At 34.7% G+C, this 14,150-nt stretch carries 12 protein-coding genes; 10 read left to right on the plus strand and 2 right to left on the minus strand.

The window, feature by feature from the left end:
• Positions 1–2 precede the first annotated feature (2 nt).
• The 5 genes from H1220_00945 to H1220_00965 all read left to right on the plus strand — a co-directional run bounded on the left by H1220_00945 (position 3) and on the right by H1220_00965 (position 4,142).
• A complete protein-coding gene (locus H1220_00945) occupies positions 3–881 on the plus strand; it encodes a PTS sugar transporter subunit IIC (GenBank protein QMI85968.1) in 879 nt (292 codons plus the stop codon).
• Entirely contained in the window at positions 868–1,716 is an 849-nt protein-coding gene (locus H1220_00950; GenBank protein ID QMI85969.1) for a PTS system mannose/fructose/sorbose family transporter subunit IID, read from the plus strand. Before H1220_00945 ends, H1220_00950 begins: the two co-directional genes overlap by 14 nt.
• 13 nt (positions 1,717–1,729) lie before the next feature.
• A complete protein-coding gene (locus H1220_00955; protein QMI85970.1) occupies positions 1,730–2,134 on the plus strand; it encodes a PTS fructose transporter subunit IIA in 405 nt (134 codons plus the stop codon).
• 831 nt (positions 2,135–2,965) lie between these two features.
• On the plus strand, positions 2,966–3,418 hold the full coding sequence (locus H1220_00960; GenBank protein QMI85971.1) for a LytTR family transcriptional regulator: 453 nt from the start codon (positions 2,966–2,968) through the stop codon (positions 3,416–3,418).
• 4 nt (positions 3,419–3,422) lie between these two features.
• The gene (locus H1220_00965) at positions 3,423–4,142 is read left to right on the plus strand and encodes a hypothetical protein (GenBank protein QMI85972.1); all 720 of its coding nucleotides are present in this window, start codon (positions 3,423–3,425) and stop codon (positions 4,140–4,142) included.
• A gap of 158 nt (positions 4,143–4,300) precedes the next feature.
• On the opposite strand, the gene adhP is transcribed toward H1220_00965, so the two are convergent.
• Both adhP and H1220_00975 read right to left on the minus strand, forming a co-directional pair.
• Entirely contained in the window at positions 4,301–5,350 is a 1,050-nt protein-coding gene (gene adhP / locus H1220_00970; GenBank protein QMI85973.1) for an alcohol dehydrogenase AdhP, read from the minus strand.
• A gap of 224 nt (positions 5,351–5,574) precedes the next feature.
• Positions 5,575–7,467 carry a fructose-1,6-bisphosphatase gene (locus H1220_00975; protein QMI85974.1) on the minus strand — a complete coding sequence of 631 codons (1,893 nt, stop codon included), beginning with the start codon at positions 7,465–7,467 and terminating at the stop codon, positions 5,575–5,577.
• Positions 7,468–7,919: 452 nt separating this feature from the next.
• On the opposite strand from H1220_00975, the gene H1220_00980 reads away from it, so the two are divergent.
• The 5 genes from H1220_00980 to srtB are packed head-to-tail and all read left to right on the plus strand — an operon-like array spanning position 7,920 to position 14,123.
• Positions 7,920–11,441, plus strand: coding sequence for an InlB B-repeat-containing protein (locus H1220_00980; GenBank protein ID QMI85975.1), 3,522 nt, complete (start codon positions 7,920–7,922; stop codon positions 11,439–11,441).
• On the plus strand, positions 11,431–11,667 hold the full coding sequence (locus H1220_00985; protein QMI85976.1) for a hypothetical protein: 237 nt from the start codon (positions 11,431–11,433) through the stop codon (positions 11,665–11,667). The genes H1220_00980 and H1220_00985 overlap by 11 nt, the downstream gene beginning before the upstream one ends.
• Positions 11,645–12,205 carry a signal peptidase I gene (gene lepB / locus H1220_00990; protein ID QMI85977.1) on the plus strand — a complete coding sequence of 187 codons (561 nt, stop codon included), beginning with the start codon at positions 11,645–11,647 and terminating at the stop codon, positions 12,203–12,205. Before H1220_00985 ends, lepB begins: the two co-directional genes overlap by 23 nt.
• Before the next feature lie 20 nt (positions 12,206–12,225).
• A complete protein-coding gene (locus tag H1220_00995; GenBank protein ID QMI85978.1) occupies positions 12,226–13,383 on the plus strand; it encodes a hypothetical protein in 1,158 nt (385 codons plus the stop codon).
• 14 nt (positions 13,384–13,397) lie between these two features.
• Positions 13,398–14,123 (plus strand): class B sortase, encoded by a 726-nt coding sequence (gene srtB, locus H1220_01000; protein QMI85979.1) that lies wholly within the window; start codon positions 13,398–13,400, stop codon positions 14,121–14,123.
• Positions 14,124–14,150 lie beyond the last annotated feature (27 nt).

Consider the following 14,150-nt stretch of genomic DNA (forward strand, 5'->3'; position numbering starts at 1 on the left):
TTATGATTCATTGGTGGCAAATATTATTACTAACTTTATATGCTGCATATCAAATTTTAGATGAATTAACAATCGTATCATCAGCTGGGTCACCAGTTTTTGCAGGTTGTGTAGCAGGGTTAGTTATGGGAGATTTACAAACAGGTCTATTTATTGGTGGTAGCTTACAATTAGTTGTTCTAGGTGTTGGAACATTCGGTGGGGCTTCACGTATTGATGCTAACTCAGGAGCAGTTTTAGCAACAGCATTCTCAGTAGCATTCAAAATTGACCCACAACAAGCAATCGCAACTATTGCGGTACCAGTAGCAACATTACTTATCCAATTTGACGTGTTAGGTCGTTTCTTAACAACATTCTTCCAACACAAAATTGATAGAGATATTGAAAACTTCAACTATAAAGCAATTGAACGTGACTACCTATTAGGTGCTTTCCCTTGGGCATTATCACGTGCATTACCAGTATTCTTTGCATTAGCTTTAGGTCAAGGTGCTGTTCAAGGTATCATTGACTTTATTAACACAAATATTCCTTGGTTAGCAACTGGTTTAACAGTAGCCGGTGGTGCTTTACCTGGTGTCGGTTTTGCTATCTTATTACGTTACTTACCAGTGAAAAAACACTTCCCTTATTTAATTTTAGGGTTTGTGTTAACAGCAATGTTAAGCGTACTATTTGCTTCAGTACAAACATTAGGTGGAGCTGTAGCAGGATTGTCTAAAGAATTTACTGGTGTATTCCAAGGTTTACCAGTTTTAGGTGTTGCTTTAATTGGTTTTGCTTTAGCATCTATTCATTTCAAAAATAGTTTTAATGTTCCATCAGGAGCAGTAGCAAGTTCAGCAGCGGAAGGAGAAGTTGACGATGACGAAATCTAATTACAAATTAACAAAAGAAGATTTTAATCAAATTAACCGTCGTAGTTTATTTACATATCAATGGGGTTGGAACTATGAACGTATGCAAGCGTCAAGCTATCTATACATGATTTTACCTCAATTACGTAAAATGTACGGTGACGGAACACCAGAATTGAAAACAATGATGAAAACTCATTCTCAATTCTTCAATACATCTCCATTCTTCCATACAATTATTGCAGGTATTGACTTAGCTTTAGAAGAAGAACAAGGTGTAGACTCAGCAGAAGCTGTTTCAGGTATTAAAACTGGTTTAATGGGACCATTCGCTTCTATTGGGGATGCAATTTTCGGTTCAACAATTCCAGCTATCTTTGGTGCGATTGCTGCCAATATGGCTGTACAAGAAGTTGGCGGTAAAAACAACGGAACACCATTTGGTATCCTAATCTGGATTTTAGCAAATATTGCAATTATGTTCTTCCGTTGGAAACAATTAGAGTTTGCCCACAAAGAAGGGGTTTCTCTAGTAACAACAATGCAAGCTCGTTTAGCAGCTTTAACAGATGCGGCAACATTATTAGGGGTATTCATGGTTGGTGCCTTAGTTGCAACAATGGTAAACATTAAATTCGTTGCTGTACCAGAAGTATTTGGTGTTAAAATCAATATTCAAAATACTCTAGATTCTATTTTCCCTAAATTAGTACCACTTGCTGTAACAGGTTTTGTATACTGGTTATTAGGTAAAAAAGGTATGACATCAACTAAAGCAATCTTTATTGTTATCGCGTTGATTGTTGCTTTAGCTGGTTTAGGTCATCTAGTAAATATGCCAATTATTGCAAAATAGAAAAGAGAAAATTATGTCAAAACATTTAATCTTAATTAGTCATGGTGTCTTTTGTGAAGCACTAAAGGCAAGTACAGAAATGATTATGGGACCGCAAGATTATATTCATGCTATTCCATTATTACCGTCAGAAGGTCCTGAAGATTTTCAACAAAAATTTGAAGCATTAACAGACGGATTAGAAGAATACACTGTATTTGCTGATTTAATGGGTGGAACGCCTTGTAATGTGGCGTCACGCTTATTGATGTCAGGTGCAAAATCATTTGATTTATATGCAGGTATGAGCATGCCAATGGTTATTGGTTTTATCAATAGTGTTCTCGTTGGACAAGAAACAGATCTTATCGCAAACACAAAAGAAAACATTTGTTATGTCAATGCTTTATTACAAACAGATGACGATGATGATGAGTAATATGTTAAAAACGCTAGTGTGTCAAACACTAGCGTTTTTTGTTCTATAATAAATCGTGTTGGTGGGAATAATCCACCAACACGATTTGACGAAGAGCCTGCTTTTTTGAGTGTATGTGAAATGGTGTCGGTGACTAAAAATGAAGCAACTTTATCAATAGATAATGAGTTTTTTTCTTTTTAAATAACCGATTCACAATGAGTATTTTAGCTCTTAAATTATAAAAGTTGGGCTCTATAATATTTAGTTGCATATCAAATCGTATCAATAACCGATTATTATAATAACTATTGTCATCAATAAATAATACTAAATTTCAATATACAATAAAAAAGTAGGGGGGTCATTCAAAAAAGAAATTCTAATTAGACTATTTTACTAAAAACAATGTTTAGACGATGTGTCTTAAGCGTGTATCATCATTCTAAAAAGATGAGGTTTAGTAAAGAACAAAATAGCTAGGCATCAATCTGTTTGTATAGATTGATGCCTAGCTATTTGTTTTTTAATATCAGATAGAAAAATACCATAGCTAAAAAATAAATTTTTATAATTATATTCTAAAGTAATAATGTCCTATCAGTAAGAGTATGAAAGATGATTATTTTTGATATATGACATATATTAACTTTTGTTCTAAAATGTTTTTGACCGAGTATTTTATACCACTTATATGCTGATTTATACCACTTGTCGTGAAAATATATCTTTTTTAACAAGGAAAAGATATACTTTTTATAAAGAAATGAGGGATTATTATGGTCATACGCATTGAAATTATATATGATATAAATACACAGGAAGAAAACGATGCGAAAGGAGAGAGTATGGTTGAGGGTAATTATAGAGTTGGATGAATTACTTCAAGATATTGAAGTCATTATCAAGGCACCGGCATTTGATGAACGGCTTGCTAATTTACAAAGAGCTATTGAGATGAGTGCAAAGCGTTCTTTAAATTTTGTGTTTTATAAAGAAAATAGCGAATATTATATACCAATTTCAGATATACTATTTTTTGAAACGCAAGGAAATGTTGTGTGTGCACATACAGAGAGGGATACGTATACAATCAAATTAAAATTATACGAGATAGAATCAAATATGCCGATTGAGTTTGTGCGTATTTCCAAGTCGACTATTGTCAACACCAAAAAGATTTATGCATTGGATAAGTCTTTTTCTGGAACGAGTACGATTTCTTTTTATAAGACACATAAACAAGTGCATGTGTCTAGACATTACTATAAAACATTAAAAGATAGATTAAATGAAACGAGGTAAAACAATGAAAAAACAATTATGGGGTTTGGGTTTTCTATTCTTATCGGTATTAGTAATATTGCATTATTTTAAAGTGGTACCAAATATACCGTTGATGCTTATTATTGTAACGGTGTTTTTATTAAATTGGCTGATTAAAAGTATTATGGGACGTAATTTATTTGGTGTGTTCACTTCTTGTGTTGCAGGATTTTTGTTCTACAATCATGAATTTAAATTTGTAGATATACCATATTGGACAGTTATACTATCAGCTGTTTTAGCTTACGTTGGTATCACGATGATTTTTGAGCAGTATAAACCAAAAAAAGTGTATTATCATGCGAAATTTCAAAATGAATCTATTATTGACGGTGATGATTTTGAAGAAGTAAGAGATGGTATGTATGATGAAAAAGCACATTCAGTTAGTCGTACATCTTTTTCAAGTAGTACAAAATATGTGCATACGAATAACGTAGACGGTATGTCCTTTAGTTGTTCATTTGGAGAAAGTAAAGTGTTTTTTGATGATGCAAAAATACGAGATAGCCAAGCACAAATACATGTGACTGTGTCCTTTGGAGAAATGACTTTATTTATTCCAAAAAATTGGCAAGTCATCAATAATGTGACAGTTTTTCTAGGAGAAGTTACCCAAGCACAAAATATTCTTGCCTATGAAAAAACACTTATGATAGATGGTAATGTTCAATTCGGAGAGTTAAATATTGTTTATATTTAGAAATATTTTGAGTGATGACAAGATGTCGTCACTCTTTTTAGTTGATATGAATATTTTGTATATTAGAGATATATGAAGAAATAAGATTTGCCAATATTATAGAAAACAACAACCCCGTAGCCACAATTGGCTACGGGGTTGTTGTTAAACATACTAAATTATCCGTTACAGCAAGCACATCCGCTGCATTCTTTTTTCATGTCGATAACCATACGTCCTTGAATTGTTCCGTTTTCCATTTCTTCAAAGACATCGTTTACTTCGTCTAAAGCACGTGTTTGAACGACTGGTACGACTTTACCTTCTGCACCGAATTGGAATGCTTCTTCCAAGTCTTTACGTGTACCAACTAGAGAACCGATAACTTCGATACCGTCTAAAACAGCTTTAACGATTGGTAAGTCCATTGTTTCTGAAGGTAAACCAACAGCAACAACTTTACCTGCTGCACGTACACAGTTAATAGCGTCGTTGAATGCTACTTTAGAAACGGCTGTTACAACAGCTGAGTGAGCACCGCCAACTTTTTCTTGAATATATGCAGCTGTGTCGCTAATTTCTTTTGCATTCAAAGCAATATCAGCACCTACTTCTAAAGCTAAATCCAATTTGTCTTGATTAACATCAATCGCAATAACATGAGCGTTGAAAACATGTTTAGCGTATTGGATAGCTAAGTTTCCTAAACCTCCACAACCGTAAATCGCAATCCATTGACCAGGTTTTGCATCAGCAACTTTAATTGCTTTGTAAGTTGTAACACCTGCACATGTGATAGAACTTGCTTGTGCTGGGTCTAATCCTTCAGGAACTTTAACAGCATAATCAGCTGTTACTAAACATTGTTCAGCCATACCACCGTCAACACTGTATCCTGCATTTTTTACTTTACGACATAATGTTTCACGTCCTGTTGTACAGTATTCACAACTACCACAACCTTCAAAGAACCATGCAATACTAACACGATCTCCAACTTTCAAGCTAGTAACACCTGGACCAATTTCAGAAACGATACCAATTCCTTCATGACCTAAAACACGACCAGGTACTTGACCAAAATCGCCATGTGCTACGTGTAAATCTGTATGACACACACCACAGTATTCCACATCAACCAATGCTTCTCCGTAACCTACTTTTGGTGTTTCTTTTTCAACGATCTCCACACGACCATTACTTTCTTTTGTGACAACTGCTGCTCTCATATAAACACTCCTTCTTATTAGTGATTTTATTCACATTTGAGAAATTACTCAAATGTTTATTACAAACCTATTATATACCAATGTTTTAAAGAAATAAAGTAGTTTGTTTATTTTATTTACATTTAAAATTTTTAATAAAAAGTCCTAATTTGTGATAAAAATCACATATCGTAATTATTTTGATATAAGCAAACCCCGATACAAAAATATCGGGGGCTTACTTATTATTCTTTATTTAATAATGCATATAGTGTGTTAATTTGATCTTGCAGTCGTTTGCCAACAGTTGTATCTCGGACACGTTTTCTTTCGAGTACACGGTCGACAATACGTTTTGTAGATAAAACATCCGTTTCTTCTCTTAAAGCCACTTCTTTTGTGTCAAAATGTTTATGCGTGATAAGCTGCATGCCATAAGAATTATATAAAAGAGTATAACCGTGGATACCTGTTGTTTTATGGTAAGGTAGAGAAAAACCACCGTCAATCACAATCATTTTACCATTTGCTTTAATTGGACATTCGCCTTTGATTTCTTTAACTGGTGTATGACCGTTAATGATGTGCCCATCTTTTGTAGGTACACCGAACTCTTTTAAAATCATTTTGACTGTTTCTAAGTTTTCACGTGCAGAGTAGTATTTATTTTTATTTTCTGCATGTGTTTCTTTGTCTTGGATAAAATATCTTTCAAATGTTTTCATGACATCTTTACCAAATAAAGAAGAATATTTTCCGGTCCATAAATACCACATCATATCCGTTGAGAAATCATCTTGTATGTGTGGATGAGCAGCACTATACCGTACATAGCTTTCAAATTTATCAAAAAGAGCTTTACCATGGTATTTTTGATTTTCCAATGTCAACGAAGCAAATTGTTCATTTTCTGTTAGGGGCACACAACCGTGGTAGAGTAGATTTCCGTTGTAAAGAGTGTATAGACTTCCAACCTCTAGTAAAAAATCCATATGGCGTTTTAGTTTTTCGCTGTTTTGGAATGAACGATTTAATTTCGCTAAAATATGACGTTCTTCATCGGTTAAGGCTTCGGGGTCATTGTCATTCAGCATAGATGTATCAAAATATTGTAATGGATATTCTTTTCCGTCCAATGTAATGGTATTGTGTTTTGTGTCAATTTGTGTTAGAAGACGGCGATTTGCCATATCAAATTCAGGACGACGTTTAATGATTTGACTTTCTAGTTTAAATTGTAAAAACGTAATGGCTTGATGTAATTTAGAAATTTGTTTTGCTTCTTCTTCCCCAAGTGTTTGGTTGGGTAGTAATTTAGGTCTAAAGTTAGGGAAGTCTTTATAATATTTTTCTGCGTATGTAAATAAAGGACGTAGATTTATACCGTAACTATCTTCAATAATGCTTAAATTATTGTATCTAGCACAAATACGAATAACATTTGCCATACACACAAGCGAGCCAGAAACGGCACCAAGCCATAAAATATCATGGTTTCCCCACTGGATATCGACAGAATGATAGTGCATGAGTGTTTCCATAATTTCATCGGGAGCAGGGCCGCGATCGTAAATATCACCAACGACGTGCAAATGGTCGACAATCAGTTGTTGCATTACATAGGACAGAGCAATAATTAAGTCATCTGCTTGTTCTAACGCAATCAAATTGTCAACAATGGCACTATAATATTTCTGTTTATCTCCTCCTACATTACTTTTATAAAGTAGTTCTTCGATAATATAAACAAATCGACTAGGTAATGCTTTTCTTACTTTTGAACGTGTATACTTACTCGCAACAAATTCTAAAAATTCGATCAAACGATAAATTGTAACCGCATACCAGTTTTTCAAAAGAGAATCTTCCATACTGTCTTGAATGAGGCTTAATTTTTCTTCTGGATAAACAATCAATGTTGTCAGCTGTGAAATATCCGAAGTGGTCAGTCGCCCACCAAATAAATCATTTAATTTCGCACGTACATTTCCCGATGCGTTTCTCAAAATATATTGAAAAGCAAAATATTCTCCATGGACGTCGCTTACAAAATGTTCCGTCCCTTTTGGTAAATTTAAAATAGCTTCTAAATTAATAATTTCGGTAATAATGTCCTCATTTGAAAGCGTCGCTGTCATTGTTTTGTCCTCTTCGTATATGATAGATTTTGTATACACTAATGGTAACAATGTGAAGGAGATGTGTCAATTAAAAAGTAAAACGCTGTCATTTTTTTGAACTTAAATTTTTTTATAAATTTATTAGAAAATATTCACGACAAATAAAATGAAAAAGTAATAGAGGATAAAAGGGGTGAGAAACTTGTTGTTATAATAAGGTTTTATAAAAAATAAAAGTCGAACGAAGTGGAATATATCTTATGTTTTATAAAGAAAAAATATGTATAATATAAATTTTTAATAAAATTTGAATAAAATAATTTTAAGATTTCTATTGACAACAATACTCAAGATGATAAAATAACATCTGTTAGTCGACGTAGCAGCGATGCCTCCCAAACCCGAAAAACTCGGGGGGGGGGTATTTTTAGTGGTTTATTTTATTAAAGAAAGAGGGTAGAAATGTAGATGTGAAAACTGTAAAGAAAAAATGGTTGATTTGGTTTACAGTTCTGTTATTAGTTGTACAATCGACAAATTTGTACTATTCAGGGACATTATTTGCCGAAGAACAGCAAACAGAACAAGATAATTCCAATATAGCTGGAAATCTTAGTAGTGAATACGATGTCGATACGGTGGATCAAACATTACAAGCAACTATCTATCAAGATGCTAGTTATCAAGAATTGGCAGAAGAAGTTAGTGCTATTACATTGAGTGGGAAAATGCCACAAGGTGCGACTGTCAAAGCATATCCTGCTGAAGTACCGACAGGGGCTGAAACAGTTTTGTTTGCTTATGACATTACGATTTATGATACAAATGGGCGTGTTTTTAATCCAAAAGAGTCTGATAGTATTCAAGTAAGTGTGTCAAACCCCGTTCTTGAAAATGCTTCGAATATTAAGATTTATCACGTTGAAGGGGATACTCAACAAAAGGAGGAAGTGATACCAAAAGAAACGCAAGATGATACCGTTACTTTTGACGCAAAAAGTTTCTCTGTTTACATAGGAACGGGATTAAGTAGTCATAAAGTTCATACGTATCGTTTTTATGATGAACAAGGGCAAGAGTTATATGTTCGTAGACTATCTACTGGAGAAAAACTAAGCAAGCCACCAACAGTATACAAAGATGGGTATGTGTTTACAGGTTGGTATACTGCTCAAACAGGTGGAACAAAGTTTGAGGATAATAAATTTACAGTAGAAGGTCCATTGAGAAACGACCAAGAAACTAAACTATATGCACGATATCAAAAAGCGTATTTTGTACGGTACTTATCTAAATCACAACAAGGTGCACCAGCGTGGTTTACACAAAAATATCCACGTTCAGACGGTAATGATGTATTAGATTTTAAAAATATTCCTTTTGTAGCAGATGATGGAAAAGTGTTGACAGGTTGGTCGAGAACATTAGATGGACGTACACCGGTTGCTGAGGGTACACCTGTGACGTCGGATATGGATCTTTATCCAATTATACAACCGGCCCGCTGGATTTATTTTGAGACAAATGGAGCAGAGTCACTTTCTCCAGTTTATGTTTTAGCCAATCAACAAAATAAAACCAAAAAACCAGCAGATCCAGTTAGAAAAGGGTACACATTTGCAGGGTGGTTTGCGGATAAAGAATTAAAAGTCCCATTTAACTGGGATGCTAGACCGCAACGTGATACAACGATTTATGCTAAATGGACACCAAGTAAAACAAGTTATACGATTGTTTATTGGAAACAAAAAGTAACACATCCCCTTGGGCAAGCTGATCCGACTCATGATGACTATGATTATTGGAAGAGTACAGTTGTATCTAATGTCGATACGGGCAGTGCGACACCTACATCTATTGCTCCAGAGAATGAGCAAGGATTTGGATTTTCTTATGCTGAAAGAAGTCATGATACAGTAAAAGGTGACGGATCAACCATTATCAATGTTTATTATGACCGAAAGGTAGTAACGGTTCGTTATTACGAAGGAGAGAGAAGTGAAAAACCATTCCGTACATCAGTCGGACTTTGGGAGTCACCGATTACTGATTTTCCTGAATTAACGAATGGGACACCGCACTTTACATTTGATACAGGGAGAAGACGGTCTGATGTTACTATTACAACAACCTATTGGCCAGATTTTAGATTTGAGGAGCGACATATGATAGCTCCTGCTAATTATACCGTTCATTTAAGATATACCTCTCTTATAGATAACAGAAATGCTTATACAATTTATTGGTATGTTCAAGAACCTGATGGTTCATATCGTTTGGTGCATGGACAAAAAGCTGAACTAAGTGGAACGGCCTTTACATTAACCAATAAATTTAGAGGATATGAAATTGTATCTGCTTCAGATCATAATGCAAATAGATTTTTTCCTGCAACAGAGGGAAGTCGACTTGCACCAAAGAGAATAGGTTATGATGTTCGTTTAGATAGAAAACGGTACACTATTGATTATAAGTATGGGAATGCGACAACAGTTGGGAATAAAACAGGTATTCCTTATGGTACAACATTAGATGCCTCTTATAACTTAAATGAACCTAGTAGACCGGCAAATATTCCGTCACATTACGTTTGGAAAGGGTGGGCATTAGACCCAGCTGGTTCTAAATTTATAAAATTTGATGGTTCTTATAAAATGGATGCAAGTAATTTAGTGTTATATGCGATTTGGAAACCGGTTGATGTGACTGTAACTTTTGATAGCAATGGTGGTTCACCTGTTCCAAGTCAGCCACTTGCGTCAGGAGACAGTGCGCAAAAACCAACAGACCCAACACGACCAAATTATCGGTTTGCCGGTTGGAAACTAAATGGTAATTTGTATAGTTTCAATTCAGAAGTGAATAGAAATATTACCTTGGTTGCACAATGGATACCGACAACGGTTGCTAATTTGTATTATCATCCAAATACGGCAACTGGAGAAATAAAAAAAGCAACAAATTCGGATTTTCCAGATGTTGACGGTAAAGTTGAGAAAATAGAAACGAACTGGGGCTGGAGAGCACCGGCTACGTCAGACGGTTTTGTTAGTTGGAATACGAAAGCTGATGGGACAGGGACGACTTATTATCCGGGAGATGCTATTCCATTACCTGCTGGGGATGCACATTTGTATGCACAGTGGTCAGAAAACAGAAAAGTAGATGTGACCTATCATTTTAATTATCCATCACTTTATTCAAGACAACAGCCAAATCCTTTAGTTCAACAATTTGAGGCGAATGATGATAATGCAAAAATTGGTGGAAATAATTCAGCTAAATTCTTTGGGAATAAATTAACTTTAGCAGGATATAAATTCTTAGGGTGGTCTACTCAACCGACAGGGAATACTGAATTCGCTCAAACTGGAGACAAGTTTCATGTCGATACGTTAAACAAAGAAAGCGAAAATGCTTTGTATGCGCGTTGGCAACGTGAAGCGCTGATTACCGTGAAAAAAGAAGTTGATGGTAATCAGATTGATAATAATACACCTAATAGAGAATTTACTTTTCACTATAAAATCCATCTACCTGGTTCCGTATTTGAATCTCGGAGTAGTATAAACGGAAGTTTTACGCTTCGTCCGGGTGAAACAAAAACTTTAGAACAAATAACGGCAGATCAACCAGATCCAAACAAACGTTTTACTGTTTTACCAGAGGGTGCCGGTATTCGAATTGCAGAAGTAAAGAATGATCATGTTCAAGATGTCGAAACATGGAAATTTGCATTGAATAATCCAAACGTAATGGAGAAAAAACTATTAGGTAGTTTAGCGGATAGAAATGGAGTAAAAATCTGGGAGTATGAAGTGGGTGAAACGAGTGATAATGCTCATGTCGTCTTTAAAAATACGAAGATTGCTTCTCCACCTACAGGACTATTTTTTGATAGTGTCCCTGCAATGCTATTAAGTGGATTTGCACTCATAGCTATTTTATATATCGTACTTTTCCAAAAAAGAGGTAGACACTATGACGATTAAGAGTGAAACAGAATTACTTGCCTTTTTCAAAAAATTAAAATTCAAAAAGAAATTCTTTTTCGGTGTAGATGAAAAGGATGTTTGGAGAAAATTAGCTAACTTGCAACAAGAGTATCAAACATTAATCGCAATACACGATGCAAAGTATGAGGCCTTACTGGCAGAGCGTGATAATCTCATCAATGCTAGAAGGAGTCATCATGATGAAAAAAAGGAAATCTATTAAAGAACAAACTGTTGAGGATATTATTAAGCAACGTTTAAAGAGATTGCGTGATAAAGAGGACATTAGTCGATTTTTTAAACATCTTATTCTATTGCTAGGGAGTGTGTATCTCCTCTTTGGTTTTGTTTTTGGGCTGAGTTCAGTTCCAAATGATGAAATGATGCCTCGTATGAGTGCGGGAGATATATTCTTATATTATCGCTTAGAAAAGAGTGTGCGTAGTGGCGACGTCATTTACTTTGAAAAAGATGGCGAACATTATTTAGGACGTGTTATTGCAACAGTTGGTGAAAAGGTAGAGATTACAAGAGATAATTATGTGAAAGTAAACGATAGTTTGTTGACAGAAAGCTATATTTATCAAACAACAGCTCAATATGATTCTCGTGTGACATATCCACTTCAGTTATCGAATGAAGAAGTGTTTGTTCTTGCAGATTATCGTGAGGGTGGCAAAGATAGTCGTTATTTTGGACCAGTCAACATTCACATGATAAAAGGAAAAGTTATTACTATTTTAAGAAAATCTAATATTTAAATGAGGAGAAAGATATAACTATGAAAAATATCAAAAAATTTGCCGTGTCAGCTTTAGCTTTAAGTTTATTAGCATCAAATGTTCCAAGTGTGGCTCGTGCGGAAGAAAATGCAGCTGTGCCAAAGCACCTAGAGTTCCAAAAATGGGTACGTAAAGAAAGAGGTGTTTACGGTCCGGCAACAGACTTTACCTTTACAATCGAATCAGGTGAAGCTGCGAATGCAAATGATCAAAACAATGCTGTTTTAGCAGGACCTGAGGGTGGGGTTACTTTTGAAAAAGATACAATTAGCTTAAAACCTGAAGTAGAATCATCATTAGAAAAAAACGTGATTTATTCAGCAGAGAAAGCAAAATTAAAAATTAATAATGATAAATTTAAAGCTCCAGGTGTATACCGTTATGTAATTAGTGAAACAGTAGGTAACTACGCAGGTATGAATTATCGTACAGATAAAAAATATTTTGATGTGTATGTAAAAAATGGTGCAAATGGTACTATGGAAGTGTACGCTTATACATTTGTTAACAAAGATAATAACAAAGTAAAAGATGCACTTGGTGGCGCATTTATCAATGACTATGGTGTGAATCCTACTGACACTCCGCCAATCGTACCAACTCTAGATAACCCAAACCCAAACAATAATCCAGACCCAGAACCAAATCAAAATAACGATCCTAAAAAAGTGTTAAGCAAATTAAAAGTTAAAAAAGAAGTTCGTGGTAACCAAGGGGACAAACAAAAAGAATTTACGTTCAAATTAAAAGTTGTCGGTGATGACGGTGAAAAATATAATGTGAAATTCAGTGATAACCGTGATGCAGTTCAACTTGTAAGTGGCGGTTCAGAAGTAAGTATTAAATTAAAACATGACCAATATGCAGAAATCACTGGTTTATCATCAAATGATAAAGTGACTATCACAGAGGAATCATACACTAATGATGGATATACAACAAAATATAAACTTAGTGAAAACGTAGTTGATGAAATTGTAGGTAGTGCTGTTGCAGATAAAACAATATCTGCGAATGATACAGTGTTATTCATTAACGAAAAAGAAATCACAACACCAACAGGTTTATTACTTGAATATGGTCCATATGTGTTATTAGTAACGGCAGCAGCTGGTATGCTTATCTTCAGCTTACGTAGACGTTCAGAAGAAGAATAATTAGGAAATAATTCATGGAACAAGCTGCTATATTTGCACGAGCGGGGAATCGAGTGATTCAAAAGTGTTTCTTGTTCTTAGCCATTCTTATGTTACTTTTTGGTAGCTATTGTCTTTGGGATAATATGAGAATTAGCCAAGGTGCCTTTGTATCTAAAGATTTATTGGCGTATAAACCACATCAGGATAGTCCATTATCCTTAGTGGATTTACAAAAAATCAACGCTGACGTGTGTGGTTGGCTAACCATTGATGATACGCATATTGATTATCCACTTGTTATTGGAAAAACAACATTAGAGTATATTAACAAAGATGTTTATGGAAATTTTTCCTTATCTGGTGCTATCTTTTTAGATTCTCAAAATAGTCGAGATTTTACTGATCCATATACGGTTATTTATGGGCATCACATGAGCAATAGAGCGATGTTTGGTGATTTAGAAAATTTCTTAGAAAAAGATTTTTTTGATAAACATCAAACAGGGACATTGTCAGCACTTGAAAAAGAATTCCGTGTGAGTATTTTTGCGACAATGAGAACAGTAGCTTCTGATGAAATTGTCTATAATGTGACAAGCCGAGATGCTATGAAAGTTTTTGAGCACGTTAAAAAGAACGCTGTGCATTATCGAGAAATTGGTATTCAACCAACAGATCAGTTGATTTGTTTATCAACTTGTTCGGATACCACAACAAACGGACGTATTTTGGTATTTGGGCGAATCAGTTTGAAATAATTAGTCAGAAAGGAGTTAGATATAAAC

The sequence above is a fragment of the Carnobacteriaceae bacterium zg-84 genome (genome assembly GCA_013874835.1).
Taxonomy (GTDB): Bacteria; Bacillota; Bacilli; order Lactobacillales; family Aerococcaceae; genus WM01.

Coding starts and splice junctions, on each gene's coding strand:
- H1220_00945 (QMI85968.1), top strand. CDS start 3: ATGATTCATTGGTGGCAAATATTATTACTAACTTTATATGCTGCATAT.
- H1220_00950 (QMI85969.1), top strand. CDS start 868: ATGACGAAATCTAATTACAAATTAACAAAAGAAGATTTTAATCAAATT.
- H1220_00955 (QMI85970.1), top strand. CDS start 1,730: ATGTCAAAACATTTAATCTTAATTAGTCATGGTGTCTTTTGTGAAGCA.
- H1220_00965 (QMI85972.1), top strand. CDS start 3,423: ATGAAAAAACAATTATGGGGTTTGGGTTTTCTATTCTTATCGGTATTA.
- adhP (QMI85973.1), bottom strand. CDS start 5,350: ATGAGAGCAGCAGTTGTCACAAAAGAAAGTAATGGTCGTGTGGAGATC.
- H1220_00975 (QMI85974.1), bottom strand. CDS start 7,467: ATGACAGCGACGCTTTCAAATGAGGACATTATTACCGAAATTATTAAT.
- H1220_00985 (QMI85976.1), top strand. CDS start 11,431: ATGACGATTAAGAGTGAAACAGAATTACTTGCCTTTTTCAAAAAATTA.
- lepB (QMI85977.1), top strand. CDS start 11,645: ATGAAAAAAAGGAAATCTATTAAAGAACAAACTGTTGAGGATATTATT.
- H1220_00995 (QMI85978.1), top strand. CDS start 12,226: ATGAAAAATATCAAAAAATTTGCCGTGTCAGCTTTAGCTTTAAGTTTA.
- srtB (QMI85979.1), top strand. CDS start 13,398: ATGGAACAAGCTGCTATATTTGCACGAGCGGGGAATCGAGTGATTCAA.